This is a genomic window from Rhodococcus sp. OK519 (assembly GCF_003051005.1).
GTDB lineage: Bacteria > Actinomycetota > Actinomycetes > Mycobacteriales > Mycobacteriaceae > Prescottella.
Genome location: NZ_QAOW01000001.1, coordinates 488,160 through 509,932 on the forward strand (window position 1 = coordinate 488,160; position 21,773 = coordinate 509,932).

At 68.1% G+C, this 21,773-nt stretch carries 18 protein-coding genes; 14 read left to right on the forward strand and 4 right to left on the reverse strand.

The features are described from left to right. The first annotated feature begins 18 nt into the window (after positions 1–18). From C8K36_RS02345 to truA, 3 genes are all read left to right on the forward strand, one after another. Positions 19–1,083, forward strand: coding sequence for a DNA-directed RNA polymerase subunit alpha (locus tag C8K36_RS02345; protein WP_107982826.1), 1,065 nt, complete (start codon positions 19–21; stop codon positions 1,081–1,083). Between the two features lie 55 nt (positions 1,084–1,138). Next, entirely contained in the window at positions 1,139–1,681 is a 543-nt protein-coding gene (gene rplQ / locus C8K36_RS02350; RefSeq protein WP_107982827.1) for a 50S ribosomal protein L17, read from the forward strand. 71 nt (positions 1,682–1,752) lie between these two features. Continuing rightward, positions 1,753–2,577 (forward strand): tRNA pseudouridine(38-40) synthase TruA, encoded by an 825-nt coding sequence (truA, locus tag C8K36_RS02355; RefSeq protein ID WP_181319435.1) that lies wholly within the window; start codon positions 1,753–1,755, stop codon positions 2,575–2,577. Positions 2,578–2,825: 248 nt separating this feature from the next. Here the strand turns inward: truA and C8K36_RS02360 are convergent, their stop codons facing one another. Then, positions 2,826–3,968 (reverse strand): acyl-CoA dehydrogenase family protein, encoded by a 1,143-nt coding sequence (locus tag C8K36_RS02360; RefSeq protein WP_107982829.1) that lies wholly within the window; start codon positions 3,966–3,968, stop codon positions 2,826–2,828. Between the two features lie 71 nt (positions 3,969–4,039). Between C8K36_RS02360 and C8K36_RS02365 the strand changes: the two genes are divergently transcribed. Together C8K36_RS02365 and C8K36_RS02370 are read left to right on the forward strand one after the other, a co-directional pair. After that, entirely contained in the window at positions 4,040–4,609 is a 570-nt protein-coding gene (locus tag C8K36_RS02365) for a TetR/AcrR family transcriptional regulator (RefSeq protein WP_107982830.1), read from the forward strand. Positions 4,610–4,647: 38 nt separating this feature from the next. Beyond that, the gene (locus C8K36_RS02370; protein WP_258194750.1) at positions 4,648–5,214 is read left to right on the forward strand and encodes an NAD(P)H-dependent oxidoreductase; all 567 of its coding nucleotides are present in this window, start codon (positions 4,648–4,650) and stop codon (positions 5,212–5,214) included. A 4-nt stretch (positions 5,215–5,218) separates the two neighbouring features. On the opposite strand, the gene eccE is transcribed toward C8K36_RS02370, so the two are convergent. After that, complete coding sequence (gene eccE, locus C8K36_RS02375) at positions 5,219–6,859, reverse strand: type VII secretion protein EccE (RefSeq protein WP_107982831.1); 1,641 nt, start codon at positions 6,857–6,859, stop codon at positions 5,219–5,221. A gap of 112 nt (positions 6,860–6,971) precedes the next feature. On the opposite strand from eccE, the gene eccB reads away from it, so the two are divergent. Further along, positions 6,972–8,444: a type VII secretion protein EccB gene (eccB, locus tag C8K36_RS02380; RefSeq protein WP_107982832.1), complete on the forward strand. Its 1,473-nt coding sequence runs from the start codon at positions 6,972–6,974 to the stop codon at positions 8,442–8,444. Here the strand turns inward: eccB and mycP are convergent. Continuing rightward, positions 8,441–9,601 carry a type VII secretion-associated serine protease mycosin gene (gene mycP, locus C8K36_RS02385; RefSeq protein ID WP_420910830.1) on the reverse strand — a complete coding sequence of 387 codons (1,161 nt, stop codon included), beginning with the start codon at positions 9,599–9,601 and terminating at the stop codon, positions 8,441–8,443. The two genes, eccB and mycP, sit on opposite strands and share 4 nt — an antisense overlap. Before the next feature lie 242 nt (positions 9,602–9,843). After that, entirely contained in the window at positions 9,844–11,319 is a 1,476-nt protein-coding gene (gene eccD / locus C8K36_RS02390; protein ID WP_420910831.1) for a type VII secretion integral membrane protein EccD, read from the reverse strand. Positions 11,320–11,570: 251 nt separating this feature from the next. Between eccD and eccCa the strand changes: the two genes are divergently transcribed. From eccCa to glmM, 8 genes are all read left to right on the forward strand, one after another. Continuing rightward, positions 11,571–15,566, forward strand: a complete 3,996-nt coding sequence (gene eccCa / locus C8K36_RS02395; protein WP_107982835.1) for a type VII secretion protein EccCa — start codon at positions 11,571–11,573, stop codon at positions 15,564–15,566. After that, positions 15,548–16,828 (forward strand): type VII secretion-associated protein, encoded by a 1,281-nt coding sequence (locus C8K36_RS02400; RefSeq protein WP_107982836.1) that lies wholly within the window; start codon positions 15,548–15,550, stop codon positions 16,826–16,828. Before eccCa ends, C8K36_RS02400 begins: the two co-directional genes overlap by 19 nt. Before the next feature lie 187 nt (positions 16,829–17,015). Beyond that, positions 17,016–17,330, forward strand: a complete 315-nt coding sequence (locus C8K36_RS02405) for a WXG100 family type VII secretion target (RefSeq protein ID WP_107982837.1) — start codon at positions 17,016–17,018, stop codon at positions 17,328–17,330. A gap of 68 nt (positions 17,331–17,398) precedes the next feature. Then, positions 17,399–17,680 carry a WXG100 family type VII secretion target gene (locus tag C8K36_RS02410; protein ID WP_107982838.1) on the forward strand — a complete coding sequence of 94 codons (282 nt, stop codon included), beginning with the start codon at positions 17,399–17,401 and terminating at the stop codon, positions 17,678–17,680. Positions 17,681–17,894: 214 nt separating this feature from the next. Next, positions 17,895–19,103 carry an ornithine--oxo-acid transaminase gene (rocD, locus tag C8K36_RS02415; protein WP_107982839.1) on the forward strand — a complete coding sequence of 403 codons (1,209 nt, stop codon included), beginning with the start codon at positions 17,895–17,897 and terminating at the stop codon, positions 19,101–19,103. Between the two features lie 185 nt (positions 19,104–19,288). After that, a complete protein-coding gene (rplM, locus tag C8K36_RS02420; RefSeq protein ID WP_107982840.1) occupies positions 19,289–19,732 on the forward strand; it encodes a 50S ribosomal protein L13 in 444 nt (147 codons plus the stop codon). Beyond that, complete coding sequence (gene rpsI / locus C8K36_RS02425) at positions 19,729–20,235, forward strand: 30S ribosomal protein S9 (protein ID WP_107982841.1); 507 nt, start codon at positions 19,729–19,731, stop codon at positions 20,233–20,235. Before rplM ends, rpsI begins: the two co-directional genes overlap by 4 nt. A 142-nt stretch (positions 20,236–20,377) precedes the next feature. After that, positions 20,378–21,715 carry a phosphoglucosamine mutase gene (glmM, locus tag C8K36_RS02430; RefSeq protein ID WP_107982842.1) on the forward strand — a complete coding sequence of 446 codons (1,338 nt, stop codon included), beginning with the start codon at positions 20,378–20,380 and terminating at the stop codon, positions 21,713–21,715. Positions 21,716–21,773: the final 58 nt, after the last annotated feature.

The window sequence follows — 21,773 nt, forward strand, 5'->3', positions numbered from 1 at the left end:
CGTACAGGAGGAAATCCAATGCTCATTTCTCAGCGACCCACGCTGACCGAAGAGGTCATCGCTGAAGACCGCTCGAAGTTCGTCATCGAGCCCCTCGAGCCAGGCTTCGGGTACACCCTCGGCAATTCGCTGCGCCGCACCCTGCTGTCGTCGATTCCCGGCGCTGCTGTCACCAGCATCCGTATCGACGGCGTCCTGCACGAGTTCACCACCGTTCCCGGCGTGAAGGAAGATGTCACCGACATCATCCTGAACCTCAAGGGCCTGGTCGTGAGCTCCGAAGAGGACGAGCCGGTCACCATGTACGTCCGCAAGCAGGGCCCCGGGGTCGTGACTGCGGGTGACATCGTTCCGCCGGCAGGCGTCACGGTCAACAACCCGGATCTGCACATCGCAACCCTGAACGACAAGGGCAAGCTGGAGATCGAGCTCGTCGTCGAGCGCGGTCGTGGCTATGTCCCCGCCGTCCAGAACAAGGCGTCCGGCGCCGAGATCGGCCGTATCCCGGTCGACTCGATCTACTCGCCGGTGCTCAAGGTCACCTACAAGGTGGAGGCCACCCGCGTCGAGCAGCGAACCGACTTCGATCGGCTCATTCTCGACGTGGAGACCAAGAACTCCATCACCGCTCGGGACGCGCTCGCTTCGGCGGGCAAGACCCTGGTTGAGCTCTTCGGCCTGGCCCGTGAGCTGAACGTCGAAGCAGAGGGCATCGAGATCGGACCCTCGCCCGCCGAGGCCGATCACATCGCTTCCTTCGGACTCCCCATCGAGGATCTGGACCTCACGGTCCGTTCCTACAACTGCCTCAAGCGCGAGGGTGTTCACACCGTCGGCGAGCTGGTTGGCCGTACCGAGTCCGATCTGCTGGACATCCGCAATTTCGGACAGAAGTCCATCGACGAGGTGAAGGTCAAGCTGCATTCGCTGGGCCTCGCCCTCAAGGACAGCCCTGCGTCCTTCGACCCCACCACCGTTGCCGGCTACGACGCCGCCACCGGGACGTGGAGCGACACGGATGCCGGTTCCTTCAGCGACGCTGAGGGCACCGAGCAGGACTACGCCGAGACCGAACAGCTGTAACCCGTATCACCCGGCACATGGGCAAATGTGCTGGGCGAGCCCAAGAGGAGCTCCAATGCCCAAGCCCAAGAAGGGTGCTCGTTTCGGCGGGTCGGCGTCGCACCAGAAGGCGATCTTCGCCAACCTGGCGACTGCTCTCTTCGAGCACGGCCGCATCACCACCACGGAAGCCAAGGCCAAGGCCCTGCGTCCGTACGCCGAGAAGCTTGTGACCAAGGCCAAGGGTGGAACCCTTGCCGATCGTCGCGAGGTTCTCAAGGTCATCCGCAACAAGGACGTCGTGCACGGCCTGTTCGCGGAGATCGGCCCGTTCTACGCCGACCGCGATGGCGGTTACACCCGCATCATCAAGACCATCCCCCGCAAGGGTGACAACGCTCCGATGGCGATCATCGAGCTCGTCAAGGAGAAGACGGTCACCTCCGAGGCCGATCGCGCTCGTCGCGTCGCGGCTTCGCAGGCTGCCGAGGACAACGTGGTGGAGGCCGTCGAGGCCGACGCCACCGAGGCCGAGGTCGAGAATGCTGACGCCGTGATCGAGGCCGTCGAGGACGAGACCGCGACCGCAGCCGACGCCGACGAGGCCAAGAAGGACTAGTCCACTTGGTTTCGGCACACGCTGAATCGCACGAACCCGTCGTTCCCGCTGGGGACGGCGGGTTCGTGCGATTGCGGCTCGATATTTCCTATGACGGCACCGACTTCTCCGGCTGGGCGCGGCAGCCCGGGCGCCGCACGGTGTGCGGTGAGATCGAGGAAAAGCTGGGCGCGATCATGCGCACTCCGGTGCTACTGACAGTGGCCGGCCGCACCGATGCCGGCGTGCACGCGAGCGGCCAGGTGGCTCACGTCGACGTTCCGGCCGACATGCTTCCGGGCGAACCGTCGCGTCTGGTGCGTCGACTGGCTCGGTTCCTGCCCAAGGATGTTCGGGTGAAGGATGTCTCGTTCGCACCCGAGCACTTCGACGCGCGGTTCTCGGCGATTCGCCGGCACTACGAGTACCGGCTGACCACGGCACAGTACGGCGCCGAGCCGCTACGCGCGCGGGACACCGTCGCGTGGCCCAAGAAGGTCGACATCGACTCGATGCGCGAGGCGTCGTCGCGTCTGCTGGGTCTGCACGACTTCGCGGCGTTCTGCAAACGTCGTGAGGGTGCGACGACGGTCCGCGAACTTCAACGGTTCGACTGGGAGGGTACTGGCGACGCCCTGACGGCCTTCGTCAGCGCCGACGCCTTCTGCTGGTCGATGGTGCGCAGCCTGGTCGGCGCGGCCCTCGCAGTAGGCGAGGGCCGGCGTACGGTCGAGTGGATGGCGGGTCTGCTCGGCGAGCGGGAACGGGCGAGCGCCGTCGCGGTCGCACCGGCCCACGGACTGTCGCTCGTGCGCGTGGATTATCCCGCGGACGAGGAGCTCGCGGCACGCAACGCCGCCACCCGGGAGATGCGCACCGCGATCGAATCGGGGGGGGCGGGCTGCTGCGGCAGCTGATCGGACGAGGCTTGCGCCCTCCGTCGCGGCTCTGCCGGCACGGCCTCCTCGAGATGGATTCGGACCGACTCCTGTTGTCGGTCGACTACCACTACGAGGACATGGCGGAGATCTCGTCCTGGTTCGACGGCGCTCTCATCAGCGAGAACGACCGCACCAAGATCGGGAGAACGAACGCCGAGCGTCTGTTTCGGTTGCCGGGGCCGCGCACTACGTGTGCGCCGCATCGATGCGGTCAACGTGGTGCGTCAGCCCGCGAGCTGCCGGGCGATGACCAGGCGCTGAATCTGGTTGGTGCCCTCGAAGATCTGGGTGATCTTGGCCTCTCGCATGTACCGCTCGACGGGGAAGTCCTGCGTGTACCCGTAGCCGCCGAACACCTGGACGGCGTCGGTGGTGACCTTCATGGCGGCGTCGGTGGCGACGAGCTTCGCGACGGATGCATTGCGCGAGTAGGGAAGTCCGGCGTCTCGGCGGCGGGCGGCATCGAGGTAGGTGGCGCGGGCGGAGTCGACCGCGGCCGCCATGTCCGCGAGCACGAACCCGAGGCCCTGATGGTCGATGATGCGCTTGCCGAATGCCTTGCGTTCCTTGGCATACGCGACGGCGTCGTCGAGTGCACCCTGTGCCAGCCCGACCGCGACGGCGGCGATTCCCAGGCGGCCGGAGTCGAGTGCGCTGAACGCGATGGGCAGGCCCTGGCCGGTCGCGCCGATGAGTCTCTCGGAGGGGACGAAGGCGTCGTCGTAGTGCGCGGCGGTGGTGGGGACGGCGCGCAGACCCATCTTTTCCTCGGGCTTGCCGAAGGTCAAGCCCTCGGTGTCCTTCGGTACGAGGAAGCAGGAGATACCGCGGGCGCCGTCGTCGCTCGTGCGGGCGAAGAGCGTGTAGAAGTCGGCGCGGCCGCCGTTGGTGATCCACGCCTTGCTGCCGTTGATACGGAAGCCGCCGTCGACCTCGGTGGCCCGGCACATCAGGGCGGCGGCGTCGGACCCGGCCTGCGGTTCGGACAGGCTGTAGGCGCCGATGGTCTCGCCGCCGAGCATGTCGGGTAGCCACCTGGCCTTCTGCTCGTCGGTGCCGTGCGTGGCGAGGGCGTAGCACGAGAGGCTGTGCACACTGGTCGCGACGGCGACGGCCGCCCAGCGTGCCGCGATCTCCTCGAGCACCTGCAGGTAGACCTCGTACGGCTGTTCGCCGCCGCCGAACTCCTCCGGGTACGGCAGGCTCAGCAGTCCGGCGCGGCCGAGTGCGGGGAAGACGCCGTCGGGGAACGTCTCGGTCTTCTCGTGCTCGTCGACATTCGGCGCCAAGACCTTGTCCGCGACATCGCGGGTGAGGTCGATGAGGTCGTGGGCTTCCTGGGTGGGCAGCAGGCGTTCGACGGGCACGGAGGTCTCCTCGCGGATTGACGAGATTCGAAAAGTAGTACTGAGAGCGATACTGCAGTACCGTTTCACGTATGGCAACCCCGGTGAAGATGACGGCTCGGCGCATCACGCTCTTCGATGAGCTCGTGGCCCTGATCCTCGCCGAGGGCTTCGCGCACCTCACCCTCGACGACCTGGCCGCACGCCTGCACTGCTCGAAGTCCACGCTGTACCGCCTCGCGGACAGCAAGGAACAGTTGGTCCGGGCTGCGACGGTGCACTTCTTCCGCGGCGCGACCGAGAAGGTCGAGGCGAGCATGGCGGGGGCCGTCGGCGCTCGTGAACGAATCCGGATGTATCTCGAGGCGGTCGGGGAGCAGTTGCGTCCGGCGTCGGCGCGATTCATGGAGGACCTGTCCGACGATCCTGCGGTGCGCGAGGTCTACGAGCGCAACACTCGGTTCGCGGCCCGACGCGTCCAGGAACTCATCACCGAGGGCGTCGCGACGGGAGAGCTGCGCGACGCGCATGCGGCGTTCGTCGGTGACGTCGCCGCGGCCGCGATGGTGAGGATTCAACAACGTCAGGTAGCGGCCTCGACCGGGCTCGACGACGCCGAGGCCTATCGGGAACTGGCGATCCTGCTGACCCGCGGACTCTGACCCGACGCTCTACTATCGGACCGGAGGGGAGCGTGCCGATGACCGAACCGCCACTGCCGATGCGTCCGTTGCGACTCGAGGTGATCGTCGGCAGCGTGCGCGCCGAGCGGTTCGCACCTGTCATCGTCGACTGGTTCGTCGAGCGCGCCCGCGCCCGCGAAGAATTCGACACCGCGATTCTCGACCTGGTCGACGCTGCACTGCCGCAGGATCTTTCGACTACTCCCGAGGTTGATGCCTTCACGGAGCGCATCGGCTGCGCGGATGCGTTCGTCGTGGTCACGAGCGAGTACAACCACGGCTACCCGGCTGCCCTGAAGACGGCGCTCGACACCGTCAAGCACGGGTGGCGCGCCAAACCGATCGGGTTCGTCGCGTACGGCGGAATGTCGGGTGGGCTGCGCGCGGTGGAGCAACTTCGTCAGGTGGTGGCGGAACTGCACATGGTCTCGGTCCGGGAGGCTGTCAGTTTCCACCAGGCGCGCAAACACTTCGACCCCGCGGACGGCGCGGCGAACGACGCGGCGCAGCGGATGATGACCCAGTTGGTGTGGTGGGCTGAGGCTCTCCGGATTCGTCGCGACCACGCCCCGTATCCGGGCTGACCTGTCAGCGGGCGCTGACGAGACTCGCAGGGCGCGGACGTCCGAGGAATGCCGTCTCCGGTGAGATGGTCACCAGCGTCAACTCGACGCTGTGTCGTCCGGCTGTGAGGATCACCCGGTCACCGGACGCGCCGGGCTGGACGATGGACAGGGCCGCTGCCGGCCGTGGCTGTGGAACCGAGGAATGGACATGCAGGGTGGTCACGCCGGGCCGGGCCTGCGGTGCCGGTACTCCGTCCACGACGAGTGTGTCGAATCCTGTTTCGGACCATGAGGATTCGTGGGCGACGCGGAGTCGTGTCGGCGCCCCGACCGCCTCGACCAACGTGGACCATGCGTGGGGCCGGTCGGTGTGGATCAGTACCCGCGCGCCGGTGGCGACTGCCCGGAATACCAACTGCTGGGCGAGGTACACCTCGCCGGCGACCAGGACGTCGCGCACACCGGGGCCGAAGATCCGTGCCGTGACCGCGTTGCCCTGGGAATCCGATCCGACCAGTTGCCCACAACCGGTGACCGGCAGGCACAGGTCGTCGAGCAGATCGCGGGCCCTTGCACGCAGCGGCGTGAGGTCGTCGAGGGCGGGCGACGCGATGGGCAGATGAGCGACGAGCGCGTCGCGGTGCGTGCCCTGCATCGACAGCAATCCCTTCCGCAGTGCGCGCCGGGTGGGCGCGGTCCGGATGGTCCGACGGAACGCGGCGCCGACCAGCATCGAGTCCTTGTCGCTGCCCGGGCGTAGACGCACCGTGACCGTCGTCCCGAGGCCGGGCGCGGCCCACACCGCCGTGAGCAGTTCTCGGCTCAGATGCCGCGGATCGATCGCGTTGCCGATGTTGCACACGCCCTGGAGCGGGACGTGGGACCACTGTTGACCCATCGTGTCGGGGTGGACTCCGCGGCAGATCCGAGCGGCCACCGACTCCACCTCCGATGCCGGCAGGATGCGCGACGGGCACCCCGCGTCGGCGAGAGCTCGGACGACACGACGTGCAGCTACGGAGACCGTACGTGCCGCACCGTCCTCACCCCCTCCACGTCGCGCGACGGACGCCCCGTTCGAGGCCGCATCGAATCGGAGCGCGATCCACACGGTCATGCGGGCCACCGCGGGCAGCGGCCCGATCAGGCTGTCGTAGACGTCGGCTGCGGGGGTTCCGGCGACGGTGCGGCACCCGTGCGCGAGGATGTCGATGCCGCTGAGAGCGACGTCGTGCTGGTTCAGGCATGCTGCGAGCGCCGCGACCGGAACCAGGTCGGGTGAGTCGACGGCGTCGAGGGTGACGCGAGTCCCGTTGCCGGGCGGCGGAATCAGCTCGACGAGCGCGATCACCTGTCCGTCGATCCAATGCAGCCCGACGGTCTCGCCGGGGGCGTGGAAGTCGGTGGTACGGCCGATGACCGGCCTACGGTCGGCGATGTAGCGCAGAGCCGTTGCCGCCCAGGTCACGGCGAACCGGCCTCCGATTCTGGTGAACAGCGTCCCTCCGAGCACCACGCCGACGACGACCGCCGCCCACAGTGGCAGTCCGGCGACCAGTGCGAGCAGACAGACCGCCGTGGCAACCAACTGTGCGACGACCACGGTCGTCACCAGAATTGCGGCAGCCGTGTTCGGACGGCGTCCAGCACGGAAATGGTCCACGGTTCCTCCCCGATACCTGAACCAGGCGGAGCGAGTGGCCGTCCGCCGAAGAGTGCGTTCGAGCGAACTGTACTGTGTCAATCCGAAGCGTGCGCCTCGTGGGGGAGGGAACATGGCTGCACAGCCGACTACTCGATGGCAGGTCAGTGGATATCGATTCCTGGTCCGTCGAATGGAGCATGCGCTCGTCCGCAAGGATGTGCGCATGCTCAGCGACCCCATGCGGTCGCAATCGCGGGCCCTCGGGGTCGGCGTCGTGGTGGCGTGCCTGGTCCTGGCGGGCTGCGCTGCGCTGGCACTCTTCCGGCCGCAGGACAAGATCGGTAACGCGACTGTCGTCGTCGGAAAGGGCTCGGGCGCAATGTTCGTCGTGCTGAACGACGCGCTCCACCCCGTGTTGAACCTCGCGTCCGCGCGGCTGATCGTCGGCGAAGCGGCGCGGCCGGTCACGGTGTCGGCATCGGAGATCGAATCGCGTCCGAGGGGCGCCCTCGTCGGCATCCCCGGCGGGCCTTCGGTGCTTCCCTCGGGTCCTCGCGGCGGTCAGCCGTGGACCGTGTGCGACACCGTCGGCGACGGCGGAACCGGCTCCGTGGCAACGACAGTGGTCGTCGGGGAGCCGGCGTGGAGTGATCGGGTTTTGCCCCTGGGGTCGGATCGCGCGCTCCTCGTGGCGCACGACGATGCCACCTACCTGGTCTATGACGGCCGGCGTGCTCGGATCGACCTCGGGGATCAGGCGGTGACGCGGGCGCTGGGACTCGAAGGGGCACAGCCTCGTCCGATCGGGCGGGGTCTGCTCAATGCGATCCCCGAGACGCCTCCGATCACGCCGCCGATCATCGACTCGCGTGGATCCGCTCCGTCCTACCAGATGGCCGGCCGCACTGTGGGTTCCGTCGTCAAGCTGATGCGGGGCGACGATACTCGCTACTACGTGGTCCTCCGCACGGGCGTCCAGGAGGTCAGTGCCGCGACGGCGCTCCTCATCCAGTTCGCGGATTCGCAGGGACAGTCCGAGATGACGATGATCAGTCCCGATGCGCTCGCGAAGGCGCCGTTGGCGGACGTGCTCGACGTGTCGACGTTTCCCACTACCCCGCCGCGCCTCGTGGACGCGTCGGACGATCCGGTCGGGTGCCTGACGTGGACGCCGCGCGCCCCGGTCCAGGGTGACGATTCCGGAAGCGTCGATGCGGTACTCACCGTTGCGGCGGGGCGTTCGCTGCCGATACCCGACGCTGCGCGCCCGGTACGTCTGGCTCAGGCCGACGGATCCGGTGACCATGCGGATTCGGCCTATTTCTCCCCGGGGAGTAGCGGTTTCGTCCAGACGACGGGCCTCGAATCAGGCAGCGCCCGCAAGGGCGGCCTGTTCTTCGTCGCCGATACCGGTGTCCGGTACGGCGTCAAGAACGTCGACGCGGCGAAGGCCCTGGGATTCGAGGTGCCGGGGGCGCCGGCACCGTGGAGGATCGTCGAACTACTCGCCCCGGGTCCGACTCTCGGTAGGGAAGAGGCACTGGTCGCGCACGATGGCGTCGCACCCGGCTCGGACCCGGCGCCGGTGGCGGCGGGTAATTAGCTGCGCCGACGTGCACGGCGGCGCAGGGGCAGCGAGGCGAGCACGCCGAGAGCCGCGAGTGTGATGATGCCTGCGGTCGCCGCCAGCGCCACGGTGCGTGGCCGAGTATCCGGCGGCGGTGGTGCCGGCGGCGGAGAAATCGACGCCGACGAGTAGCTCTGTTGTGCAACGCTGTCGGACGGAACATCGGCGGTCACGGCCGCAAGAGGATCGACGACACCGTGTCCGACGAACGGGTTCCACCCCTCTGCCGGTGCGTGCGCGGTGGCCTCGATCCTGGCAATCACCTGTCGGGCGCTCAGTTGTGGGTGCCGGGACCGCACCAGTGCCGCGGTCGCGGACACGAGCGGGGCGGCGAAACTCGTTCCGATGAACGGCATCTGCTGTCCCTGCCCGTTGAGCCAGCTGCGCGTCTCGCCGTTACCGTCGGGTGCGAGCGAGACGATGCCGCTGCCGGGTGCGGCCACGTCCACCCACGGCCCGCCCAGGCTGAAGTCGGACGCCGAGCCGTTGGGGTCGACGGAGCCGACAGTCAGGACGTAGTCGTCGTACCAGGCGGGAGTGGCGATGGTGGCCACCGAATCCGACAGATCCGCATCGGGGTTCAGCGGATCGAGCCCGGGGTTCTGCGCGGCGCATCCACCCGATCCGAAGTTGCCGGCCGCAGCGACGACCACCGCGTTCTTCACGGTGGCGGCGTACTCGACCGCGGCGCCCAGCGACTGATCTGCGATGCCGTCGGCGGCCGATCTGCACGCCACTTCGGAGATGTTGACGACGGTGGCGCCGTTGTCGACCGCTTGCCTGATCGCCATCGCCATGGTCTGTGTGTTTCCGTACCCGGAGGTGTTCTGGACGTCGTTCGCGCCGTCTCGGCGCCGGGCTTCCGAGAAATTCGCGCTGGACTGACGGATCGTCATGATCCGCGCGTCCGGTGCTCCGCCCGCGAACCCGGACGCGGGGTCCTGGGTGGCGGCGATCAGACCGGCCACGATGGTGCCGTGCGCGTCGCAGTCCCCGGTGCCGTCGCCGGTCGACACGTAGTCCCCGCCGGGGACCAGCCCGGGCAGGCGGGGATGCCGCCCCACCCCGGTATCGATCACCGCGACGGTCTGACCGACTCCCCGGGCGAGCGGCCAGACTGATTCGAATGCCATCGTGCTTTGTGGCAGAGGCATATTCGGTTCGTTGCGCGACGGCACCGTCGCCGCACATGCGTTGCGCTGCTCGGTGGGCGCGAGCGGGGCCGGACGCGCCGGGCCCGGCAGTCTGGCCGGATCGATCGGCGGGGGGACGGCCGCGCCGCCGAGGGCGCACAAGGACAGCGTCGCGGCGACGCTGAGGAGTGAAACGATCGTTGTCGAGCGAACCCGTCGATGCAGTGCAGGGGCCACGAGGTTCACAGCCCGCGCACGGCAGTGAACAGGCCGGACACCCAGCACACGAGCGGAATGACCGAGGCAATCGCCGCGTAGTCGACGAACTCGGCAGCCCGGCGCTGCACGGGTGAGAACGTGCGGTGGGGCACGACGATGCCCAGCACGCTCGCGGAGACCACGAGAAGCGAGGTCGCGGCGAACAGGGGGAGCGCGGTACTCGGAACCATGGCGGCTGTCGCGGCGGCCAGCAGTACCGGCACGGCGCTGCCGCCCGCGATGAGCGGAACGGCCTGTTCGGCCGAACTGTAGGTGCGTCCGCGGAAGGAGAGCACCGCCGAGGTCGCGACGGCCAGAGCCACACCGGGCCAGTAGATTCCGGTGACCTCGGTCGGGAAGGACACCAGGAGTGCGCCGCCGACAGCGAGGAGCGTCATGCCCGCGACCAGCCCGGTGAGGTAGCGCCGGGCATGGTCGGCGCGAAGCGCGACTGCCGCGAACGACGGTGTGCTTCGCGTGTCGTCGGGATCGTCCTCCGTCGGGTCGATCGACGTGCCCGGTGCCGGTACCGGAGGCAGTGGGAGCTTGGCGAGCATCATCGCGAGCCGGGGGGCGAACACGAGTCCGACGAGAGCGCCACCGATCAGCATCGACCCGACGGATCGCGCCGACTGCTCGGTGAGGACGGCGGTGAGCGTCGCGAGCGATCCGAGCAGCGAGAACGAGACGGCCGCCGAGAACACAGCATGCCCCACTCCTCCGGCGCGCAGAGCCAGGACCGCGCTCGCGCCGACCATGACCAGGCCGAACAGGACGTGCGGCGGCGCCAAGTCGCCGGGCACGGCCAGTGCCCCGGCGGCGAACGAGACCGGGAGCGCCGCGACCCCCAGCGTGACCGCGGCAGCGGCGTCGTCGTACACGCGGTTGGCGATCGCCCCCGCGACGAGGAAGGCCACCACCACGGCGAAGGCGCCGACCGCCCCGATCAGCGCTGCGGTTGCTCCGTCGGTGCGGAGCAGGGTGAACGCCCCCGCAGTGGCGGCCACGATCGCAATCGTCGAGCCCGTCAACCGCGCGATCCGCGGCGACCAGGGATGTGCGTGCCCGGTGTCCGCGACCGCGACGTTGTACATGATGTCGTCGAACAGGGGCTGGGGTGGACTGGCCTCGATGCTGTCGAAGACCAGGAGTTCGCCGTCGAGTACACCGTTGTCCTGCAGACTCGAGGTCGGTGACAGCGGGGGCCTGCCCACCCGGGACAGCGTCCACCGAGATGGTCGGATGCGATCGTCTGTGACAGCGAAGTCGTTTGCGGCACTGTGTCTTTCGACCATGTCGGCGATGCCTGGAACGAGGAGTTCGACCGGCACCGAGTTCGGGAGCGCGAGGTCGATCTGGGTGTGCGGCGCGAGAATCGTCAGTCGGCACAGGTCGGAGACGCCACGTGGTCGGGCGCCTGTCGTGCCGTTCGGCATCTGGTCGTCACGCAGCACTGTCACGATGTTCCCCCCGGAATCTGCGATTCGGATCCCCATCCGAACAAGTCGTTTCGCAAACACCGGCACTGTACCGAATTCTCCGGAGCACCTCACAGACGCCTCGGCTGGGGGCCCGGGCCACGGCCCGTCAGCACATTGTCGGGGGCGTGCGGTAGTTTCCTGTTCGCGAGTCCGAAGCCCGTGGGGGGTGACTCGGGGTGGCGGTTGCGTCGCTCCGAGCGGGGGACTTGCGGTCTTCTAGGGGTGGAAGCATGGGCACTGCACGTTTCGTGCGCAAGGCGCGACGGGAATCGCCGCGCACACCCGGTGGCGAGGTGAGCCTCCAGACGCCCCCCGAGATTCCCCGGATCACTCCCGGCAACCTGATGTCCAAGTTGCTTCCGATCGTCATGGTCGCGGCCATGATCGGGATGGTGGCCCTGATGTTCACGTCGGGCATGGCGGCCAGTCCGATGTCGCTGCTCTTCCCGGTGATGATGCTCGTGTCCACCCTCGGCATGCTCGCCGGATCCGGTCGTGGCGGGGGTGCGAAGGCCGGTGAGACGAACGAGGATCGCAAGGATTACCTGCGCTACCTCGACCAGCTGCGACGTGACGCTCTGGACACGGGTCGGCAACAGCGTGAGGCGCTCGAGTGGAGCCACCCCGACCCCGACACGCTGTGGACACTGTCGGGCACCTCCCGGATGTGGGAGCGCCGGAGCTCCGACGCCGACTTCTGCCACGTGCGGGTAGGGCGCGGCAGCCAGCGGTTGGCCACTCGCTTGATTCCACCCGAGACGGGGCCGGTCGAGGATCTCGAACCGGTGTCCGCGGTCGCGCTCCGGCGTTTCGTGCGTGCCCATTCGGTCGTCTCCGACCTGCCGACCGCGGTGTCGCTGCGGGGATTCGCGGCGATCGGTCTCGACGGCGACAGGGCTGCGGCGCGGGATCTGGCGCGCGCATTGTTGCTGCAGCTGTGCACGTTCCATGGACCGGATCTGTTGCAGGTCGCCTTCGTGTGCGGGCCGGACACGGGGAGCGAATGGGACTGGGCCAAGTGGCTCCCGCACGCGCAGCACCCGGACGCTGTGGACGGGCTGGGGACGGCCCGGATGATCTACGGCTCGCTCCTGGAACTCGATGCGGCGCTGGGTGCGCAGTTGTCGATGCGCGGGCGGTTCTCCCGCACCGCATCGCCCACCGCGGGTGTTCCGCAGGTCGTGATCGTGATCGACGGCGGAATTCTGGACGGTGACATCTCGATGGTCGCCGACGGCGGACTCGATTCGGTGACCCTGGTCGACCTCAGTGGATACTGCCCGCGACTCACCGCGACCCGAGGGCTGCAGTTGGTGGTGTCCGGCGGTGCGCTCGGTGCTCGTGGCGCCGCCGGCGTCGAGACCTTCGCGCGCGGAGACGCCCTCACCGCTCGAGAGGCGTTGTCCGCTGCGCGGCGCCTCGCGCCCCACCGAATCGCGGGCGTCGCTTCGGGGGACTCGGACGCCGAGACCGACGGACCGGCCGCCGCCGGGTGGAGTCAGTTGCTCGGTGTCGGCGACGTCGGGCAGTTCGATCCTGCGCGAGCCTGGGTGCCCCGGCAAGGGCGTGATCGGCTTCGGGTGCCGATCGGTGTCGGAGTCGACGGTAGCCCCGTCGAACTCGACCTCAAGGAAGCTGCCCAGAACGGCATGGGACCGCACGGGCTGTGCATCGGCGCAACGGGATCGGGAAAGTCCGAGTTTCTCCGCACACTCGTGCTCGGACTGCTCGCGACGCATTCGCCCGAGGCACTCAACCTGGTGCTGGTCGACTTCAAGGGTGGCGCGACCTTCCTGGGACTGGACGAGGCCCCGCACGTCGCCGCGGTCATCACGAACCTTGCCGAGGAAATCGCGATGGTGGACCGGATGCGGGATGCACTGGCGGGCGAGATGAACCGCCGACAGGAACTGCTGAGGGCGGCAGGCAATTTCGCGAACGTCACCGACTACGAGAAGGCGCGCATCGCGGGTGCCGACCTGGCTCCGCTTCCGGCTCTGTTCATCGTCGTCGACGAGTTCTCCGAACTGTTGAGCCAGCAACCCGAGTTCGCGGACCTGTTCGTCGCGATCGGCCGGCTCGGGCGGTCCCTGCAGATGCATCTGCTGCTCGCGAGCCAGCGCCTCGAGGAAGGCAAGCTACGCGGTCTCGACAGCCACCTGTCCTACCGGATCGGGCTGAAGACGTTCTCGGCCAACGAGTCCCGAACCGTCCTCGGAGTTCCGGACGCCTACCACCTTCCCGCGTCGCCAGGCGCCGGATACCTCAAGTGCGACTCCGCGGAGATCGTACGGTTCCAGGCCTCGTACGTGTCCGGGCCGTACGAGAGGGAGCACGTGCGCGGCGTGGCGAGCACCGCGGCGCCGGCCGCCGACCTCCAGCTGCGGGTGTTCACCGCGGAGCCTGTCGCGCTGCCCGCCCACGACGAGCCGCTCATCTCGAGCACTCCGGCCGTGCAACCCGAGGTGGAGGCCGCCGACGCGCGATCGCTCCTCGAGGTGCTGGTCGATCGGATCCGGGACTGTGGACCCGCAGCGCACGAGGTGTGGCTGCCGCCGCTCGATACGTCGCCCACGCTCGACAGGTTGCTGCCGTCCTCCCGATCGGGTGATCCGGCGCAGGCAGCCGAGCCGCTGCGCGCCCCGATCGGCGTGATCGATCGCCCCTTCGATCAGCGCCGCGACCTCCTCCTCGTCGACCTCGCGGGATCGACGGGCAACGTCGCCGTCGTCGGTGGTCCGCAGTCGGGCAAGTCGACGGTCATCAGAACGCTGATCCTGTCGATGGCGGCGACACACTCACCGCGCGAGGTGCAGTTCTACTGCCTCGATTTCGGCGGTGGCACCCTGGCCGGCCTGTCCGGGCTGCCGCACGTCGGATCCGTGGCGAACCGCCTCGACATCGACCTCGTCCGTCGTACCGTCGCGGAGGTCGCGACCGTGGTCCGTCGCCGCGAACTACGGTTCCGTGAACTGGGAATCGAGTCGATGGCGGAGTTCCGTCGTCGGCGTGCGGACGATACGTCCGCCGACGGGGTGCGGGGGGATCCGTTCGGGGACGTCTTCCTCGTCGTGGACGGCTGGCCGAGCATTCGCCAGGATTTCGAGGCACTCGAGGCGCAGATCGCCGCACTCGCAGGTCAAGGGCTCTCATTCGGCGTCCATGTCGTTCTCGCGACGCCTCGGTGGGCCGACATCAGACCTGCGCTCAAGGATCAGCTGGGCACGAGAATCGAACTGCGACTGGGCGACCCGGCCGACTCCGATGTCGGCCGGGCGAAGGCAATGCTGGTTCCTGCAGGACGACCGGGACGGGGCATGACGCGCGACGGCCTGCACCTGCTGTCGGCGCTACCGCGACTGGACGGTGTCGCGAGCGGTGGCGACCTCAGCGGGGGTGTCGCCGATGCGGTGGAGCGAATACTTGCGCTGGGGTCGGGGGAGTCGGCGCCGCCTGTCCGAATGCTGCCGGAACGGGTACCGCGCGTAAACGTACTGTCCGCGCTCGCCGATCGGTGGCCCGAGGAAGGTCCGTGCCTGTCAGTGCCGATCGGCATCGACGAGGCCGAACTCGCCCCGGTCCGTGTCGACTTCTCCGATCAACCGCACGTCCTCGTGTTCGGTGACAGCGCGTGCGGTAAGACGACGCTGTTGAGGGGAATCTGCCTAGGGCTGATGGAGTCGAACTCCCCGAAACAGGCGAAGCTGATCATCGGCGACTATCGCCGAACGCTTCTCGGGGTGGTGGAGGGCGATCACCTCGCGGGATACGCGGCTTCCGCGACGACATTCACGACGATGATGAACGACCTGGCAGCCATCCTCGCGAGCCGGATGCCGGGCCCGGACACCACGCAACAGCAGTTGCGTGAACGGTCGTGGTGGTCGGGGCCCGAGATCTACGTCGTGGTGGACGACTACGACCTTGTCGCGACGTCGAGCGGCAACCCGTTGACGCCGCTGCTCGACTACCTCGCCCATGCGAAGGACCTCGGGTTGCACGTGGTCATCGCGCGTCGTTCAGGCGGAGCATCGCGGGCGCTCTACGAACCGGTCATGGCACGCATCCGGGATCTCGTTCCGGCGGGCATCGTCATGAGCGGTAACCGTGACGAGGGCAACCTCGTCGGTACCGTCCGCCCGTCCGCCATGCCGCCGGGACGCGGGACGTTCGTGACGCGTGCGGGGACGTCGCTGGTCCAGTTCGCATGGTTACCTCCACTGTGACGGCGGAGGTGGCGACTGGCACGGTGCGCCTCCTCGTGCACTTCGCCAACGACGAAATGCGCGACTGTCTGGACGCCATCGACGACGAGTTCGTCAGTACGGGTTCGTATCTCGTGCCGACCGTCGAAGCGCTCGCCGCTGCGATCTGCCGGGCCGTCGAAAGCCGGCCCGGACACGACGGTGTCGTCGATGAACTGACCGTCACGTATCCATCGCACTGGGGAAACGCCCGCCGCGCAGTGCTCGAGGCTGCGGCGCGGCGCACCGCGAACGACGCGCGCGCTGTACCGATCGCGCTGGCCGTGCCCGGTCCGGTCGATGCGGTCGGTTGGACCGTCGTCGAGTGCGCCGAGACATCGACCACGGTTGTGGCCGTCCGTCGTGACACGCGCGGCGAGTCGAAAATCGTGGGGTGTGCATTGGCGCCGCGTACAGGGACCCTCGATCTGGGAGCCGATCCCGGCCAGGTCTCGGTGATCGACCGACTGATCGGTGAGGTGGGCGCGATCGTGTTCGTCGTCGGCGTCTCCGCGGACACGGTGGCCGATGCGCTGGCGAGGTGTGCGGGCCGGGACGTACGGGTGGTGCCGCAGGCGGCACTCGTCGCCTGTCCCGAACCTCCTCGATCATTCTCGGCCACAGCGGAATCCGATCCCATCGCGCCGACGTCGTGGCTCGACCGGGTTCCCGCGCAGGAGGACCTCGCGCGTACGACGCGGCGGCCGCGGCTGATCGGTGCGGCGCTCACGGTGGTGGGACTGCTCGTCGTCGCAGCATCGGCGATCTCGGTGCAGCAGGTGTGGGGATCGGATCCACCTCGCGACGCGGCGCCGCTGCGCCGGGTCGAAACCGGCAGGCTCAGTACGGAACTACCCACGTCGTGGCAGGTCCGCGACGACCGACGCGGACGCCTGGAGTTGGTGCCGGACGACGGGCAGGAGGGGCGAATCGTCCTCGTGCCGACCGACCTTCCGGACGGCTCCGGCCGCGATGCGGTGGTCCGCGGGCTCGAACGCAAGATCGGTGAGAGAGGAACCGAGGGGCCGTTCTCCGATTTCGCTGCCGACGTCGAGTTCGGAGGGCGGCTGTCCGTCGGATACGTCGAGTCGCCCGTCGACGGGTCTCGGGTGCGGTGGTTCGTGCTCGTGGAGGACGACGTGCAGGTGAGCGTGGGCTGTCAGTACCGGGGCGTCGCGTGGGAGGCGATTGCCGCAGTCTGCGAGCAGACGGTCCGCGCCGTGGTTGTCGCTCCGTCCCGGTGATACCTCTCGCCGTCAAGTCGTCCGAAAAAGTCTCGGGACGAATGGAACCGAACGCACCGGTCGATGCGTCGAACCATATGTAGGCGCGAACTGGTAGAGGCTGAGGCTGGCTGTGGCTGTTTCACGGGGGGCCGCCCCGCCCCGGGCCGGGACGCGGAAACGCGAAAACGATTCCGAAGGAGTCAGAGTGAGCGATCAGATGAAGACCACAGTCGCGACCATGGAGGACACGTCGCGTCGCGTCAGCGACGTCCGAGAGGAGATCGCAGGGCTGCTCGGAAACCTTCGTTCCGAGGTGGACGGGATCCGTGGAGCGTGGGAGGGATCGGCGGCGATCGCGTTCCACAGTCTCATGGAGCGCTGGGACGGCAGTGCCAAGAAGCTCAACGATGCCCTGCAGTCGATCGGCGAGAACATCAAGTCCAACAGTGCGACGTTCGATACCACGCAGCAGGACCACACGTCGTCGCTCAACAACGTCGCGGGCAGCCTGAACATCTGATTTCGCCGGGCCCCAGACATGCCGGGCCCCAGACATACCGGATCACAGACACAGAGGAGCAGCAGCACATGATGCGTTATTCGTTCGGTCAGATCGAGGCGCTCCAGCTTCGAATCGATGCTCTCCAGAAGGAGATGAACGGGAAGCTGGGCGATCTGAAGAGTTCCATCGCGCCGATGGTCGCGGAGTGGGACGGCGCAGCGTCTGCGGCCTACCAAGAGCACCAGGCCAAGTGGGATTCGGCCGCCGACGAGCTCAACCAGATCCTCGACGCCGTGGGCCGTGTCGTCGGCCAGGGCAATGCGGACATGCAGCAGGTGAACACCGCCGCTGCCAACAGCTGGGCGTAGCCTCCGCACTACGCCTGAACCGTGTGCCCCGACGGATGGAGAGCCGTCGGGGCACACGCGTGTCGGTAGGGATATCGGTCGAGAAGCATTGCCGCCGAGCATCCGTCGGCGGATACTGGCGTGATCCGAATGCGGTGGCGCCACGCGCCCGGCCGGGAGGCGGATCATGGCAGCAGTGAGTTCTCACGAGGGACCACGGCCCGAAGGCGCGCTCGTGCCGGTGACGGCGGAGACACAGGCGGCTCTCGCGCGGGCCGACGAGCACAGCGCCCACAACTACAGTCCGCTCCCGGTGGTGATCGAGTCCGGTGCGGGCGCCTGGGTGCGCGGGATCGACGGTGTCGAGTACCTCGACGTGCTGGCGGGCTATTCGGCGCTGAACTTCGGGCACGCGCATCCCGCGCTCGTGGCAGTCGCCCGCGAGCAAATCGGCCGGCTCACGCTGACCAGTCGCGCCTTCCAACACGACCGGTTCGCCGACTTCTGCTCCGATGTCGCGCGCTTGTGCAACAAGGATGCGGTCCTGCCGATGAATACCGGCGCCGAGGCCGTCGAGACCGCGCTCAAGCTTGCGCGCAAGTGGGGCTACGACATCAAGGGTGTCGAGCGTGAACGTGCGGAGATCATCACGTTCACGGGGAACTTCCACGGTCGGACGATCGGGGTCGTCGGGTTCTCCACCGATCCGGACGCGCGTGACGGCTTCGGGCCCTTCCCGCCAGGCTTCCCGTCGGTCGAGTACGGCAGCGCGGAGGCGTTGGCGGCGGCGATCACGGACGACACCGTCGCGGTTCTCGTCGAGCCGATCCAGGGAGAGGCGGGAGTCCTGGTTCCACCCGACGGCTACCTGGCCGCGGTGCGGACGTTGTGCGACGAGCACGGTCTCCTCTTGATCGCCGACGAGATCCAGAGTGGTCTGGGGCGCACGGGGGAGACGTTCGCGTGCGATCACGAGTCGGTCGTCCCCGACGTCTATGTGCTCGGCAAGGCGCTCGGCGGCGGCATCGTGCCGGTGTCCGCGGTCGTCGCGAACCGCGACGTCATGGACGTCATCCATCCGGGACAGCACGGCAGCACGTTCGGCGGCAACGCGCTCGCGTGCGCGGTCGGCAGTGCGGTGGTGCGATTACTCGAGACCGGCGAGTATCAGGAATTGAGCCGCGACCTCGGGGAGCATCTGCATCGGCTGCTGGCGGAACTACCCCCCGACAGGGTGTCGGAGGTCCGCGGGCGGGGGCTGTGGGCGGGCGTGCAGTTGGCGCAGGGACAGCCGTCGGCACGCGTGATCTGTGAGCGGCTGCTGGCCCGCCGGGTGCTGGCGAAGGACGCGCACGAGGGGACGATCCGAATCGCGCCGCCGCTGGTCATCTCCCGTGCCGATCTCACATGGGCTGTGGAGCAGCTGGCCGATGCGCTGGCGTGATCCCAGGGCGCTTTGACCCTGCCGGGCGGGAGCCGGTAGTCTTCTACGTCGGCGTGTCATCTCTCGCTGCGCATTCGTGTGCGGAGGGGAAATGGTTCTCGGGTCTCAACTGGCCGCCGAGAATCAGCCGTGCATTGCACGAGGCACGCCAGGCCAGCAGTTGAACCAACAGACGAGGAAGTTCTGTGTCTACGTATTCCCCGAAGGCCGGTGACGTGACCCATTCGTGGCACGTCATCGACGCCACCGACGTGGTGCTCGGTCGCCTTGCCGTGCAGGCAGCCAACCTGCTCCGTGGCAAGCACAAGCCCACCTTTGCGCCGCACATCGACGGTGGCGACTTCGTCGTCATCATCAACGCTGACAAGGTTGCCATCAGCGGCAACAAGCGTACGGACAAGTTCCTGTACCACCACTCCGGACATCCGGGTGGCCTGAAGTCCCGTTCGGTCGGCGAGGTTCTCGACAAGAACCCGGATCGCCTCGTGGAGAAGGCCGTCGTCGGCATGCTCCCGAAGAACAAGCTGGGCCGCGCCATTGCGGGCAAGCTCAAGGTCTACGCAGGCCCGACCCACCCCCACACCGCGCAGCAGCCGGTTCCGTTCGAGATCAAGCAGGTCGCCCAGTGAGCAACGAAGACTTCAACGAGGCCGTCGAGGTCGCGGCTGACGAGATCACGGAGTACACCTCGGAGTCCGAGGCCACCGAGGTTGACGAGGCTGCTCCGCAGGCTCCGATCGTCATCGATCGCCCGGTCCAGACCGTCGGTCGTCGTAAGGAAGCGGTCGTCCGCGTCCGCCTCACCCCCGGCACCGGCCAGTTCACGCTCAACGGCCGCACCATGGAGGATTACTTCCCCAACAAGGTGCACCAGCAGCTGATCAAGGCTCCGCTGGTCCTGGTCGAGCGTCCCGAGTCGTTCGACATCGTTGCACTGCTGCACGGTGGCGGACCGTCCGGACAGGCCGGCGCGCTGCGTCTCGCCATCTCCCGTGCGCTCATCGAGGTCACCGCCGAGGATCGCCCCGCGCTCAAGCGCGCCGGCTTCCTGACGCGTGACGCCCGCGCCGTCGAGCGTAAGAAGTACGGCCTGAAGAAGGCCCGCAAGGCATCTCAGTACTCCAAGCGCTGATGTGTCGCCGGAGCCGGCATTCGTGCCGGCTCCGGCACCTGTTCTTCCACGAGAGCAGGCGTTCGAAGAGCTCACTCGCTTCCGGACGCCTGCTTTCGTGTTTCACCTGAATGCTTGCCCAGATCTGGAGGGGTCGGAATCTATGGGTCGTATGTTCGGCACGGATGGCGTGCGGGGCTTGGCGAATGCCGAGTTGACCGCAGAGTTGGCGTTGAAGGTCGCCGCCGCAGCAGCGGAGGTTCTCGCGCCACCCGGATCCGGGTCGCAGCGACCTGTCGCCGTCGTGGGCCGCGACCCGCGGGCCAGCGGTGAAATGCTCGAGGCCGCCGTCACCGCCGGACTCACCGCGGCCGGTGTCGATGTCGTGCTGGTCGGAATCCTCCCGACGCCCGCCGTCGCGTACCTCACCGACGCATACGGTGCCGCACTCGGAGTGATGATCTCGGCGTCGCACAACCCGATGCCGGACAACGGCATCAAGATCTTCGCGGCGGGCGGGCACAAGCTCGACGACGAGATCGAGGACCGGATCGAAGCCGCGATCGCGGCCGGGCCGTCTCGACGGCCCGTCGGCGCCGGCATCGGCCGCGTCGACGTTGCGTTCGACGCAACCAGCCGATACCTCTCTCATCTCGCCCAGGCGCAGGGTGCCGGCCTCGACGGACTCACAGTCGTTGTCGACTGCGCGCACGGCGCCGCCTCGACGGTTGCGCCCGAGGCCTACCGCGCGGCGGGCGCGACGGTGATTGCGATCAGCGCCGAGCCCGACGGTCTGAACATCAACGACGGCTGCGGTTCGACGCACCTCGAGGTGCTGCAGCGCGCGGTCGTCGAGCACGGCGCCGACCTGGGTCTGGCCCACGACGGCGACGCCGACCGGTGTCTCGCGGTGGACGCAACCGGCGCAGTCGTCGACGGTGACGCGATCTTGACCGTCCTCGCGATCGGTATGCGTGACTCCGGCGAACTCGTCGAGAACACCCTGGTCGCCACCGTCATGAGCAATCTCGGCCTGCACATCGCGATGCGCGAGGCCGGCATCGAACTACGGACCACCGCGGTCGGCGACCGGTACGTGCTCGAAGAACTGCGCGCGGGCGGCTTCAGCCTCGGCGGCGAGCAGTCCGGGCACGTCGTTCTCCCGGGCCACGGCACGACGGGCGACGGCGTCCTCACCGGTTTGCGGTTGATGGGCAGGATGGCGCAGACCGGAGCGTCGCTCAGGACGCTCGCGGCGGCGATGACGTCGCTGCCCCAGGTTCTGATCAACGTGCGGGTCGCGGACAAGGCCGCCGTCGCGGTGGCACCGCAGGTCCGCTCTGCGATCGAGGTCGCGGAGGCCGAACTCGGCGACACCGGTCGGGTGCTGCTGCGGCCGTCGGGCACCGAGCAGCTGGTGCGGGTGATGGTCGAGGCCGCGGATCAGGACGTCGCGCAGCGAATCGCGGAGACCCTCGCCGGGTACGTCGCTTCGGCCTGACGGAACCGCACGACCGTCTGCTGCGTCGAAATGGGCATAGGAGTCCAGATCGACAGCG

Coding starts and splice junctions, on each gene's coding strand:
- C8K36_RS02345 (WP_107982826.1), top strand. CDS start 19: ATGCTCATTTCTCAGCGACCCACGCTGACCGAAGAGGTCATCGCTGAA.
- C8K36_RS02410 (WP_107982838.1), top strand. CDS start 17,399: ATGATGCGTTATTCGTTCGGTCAGATCGAGGCGCTCCAGCTTCGAATC.
- eccB (WP_107982832.1), top strand. CDS start 6,972: ATGGCTGCACAGCCGACTACTCGATGGCAGGTCAGTGGATATCGATTC.
- mycP (WP_420910830.1), bottom strand. CDS start 9,601: ATGGCATTCGAATCAGTCTGGCCGCTCGCCCGGGGAGTCGGTCAGACC.
- eccCa (WP_107982835.1), top strand. CDS start 11,571: ATGGGCACTGCACGTTTCGTGCGCAAGGCGCGACGGGAATCGCCGCGC.
- C8K36_RS02400 (WP_107982836.1), top strand. CDS start 15,548: ATGGTTACCTCCACTGTGACGGCGGAGGTGGCGACTGGCACGGTGCGC.
- C8K36_RS02370 (WP_258194750.1), top strand. CDS start 4,648: ATGACCGAACCGCCACTGCCGATGCGTCCGTTGCGACTCGAGGTGATC.
- C8K36_RS02365 (WP_107982830.1), top strand. CDS start 4,040: ATGGCAACCCCGGTGAAGATGACGGCTCGGCGCATCACGCTCTTCGAT.
- glmM (WP_107982842.1), top strand. CDS start 20,378: ATGGGTCGTATGTTCGGCACGGATGGCGTGCGGGGCTTGGCGAATGCC.
- rplQ (WP_107982827.1), top strand. CDS start 1,139: ATGCCCAAGCCCAAGAAGGGTGCTCGTTTCGGCGGGTCGGCGTCGCAC.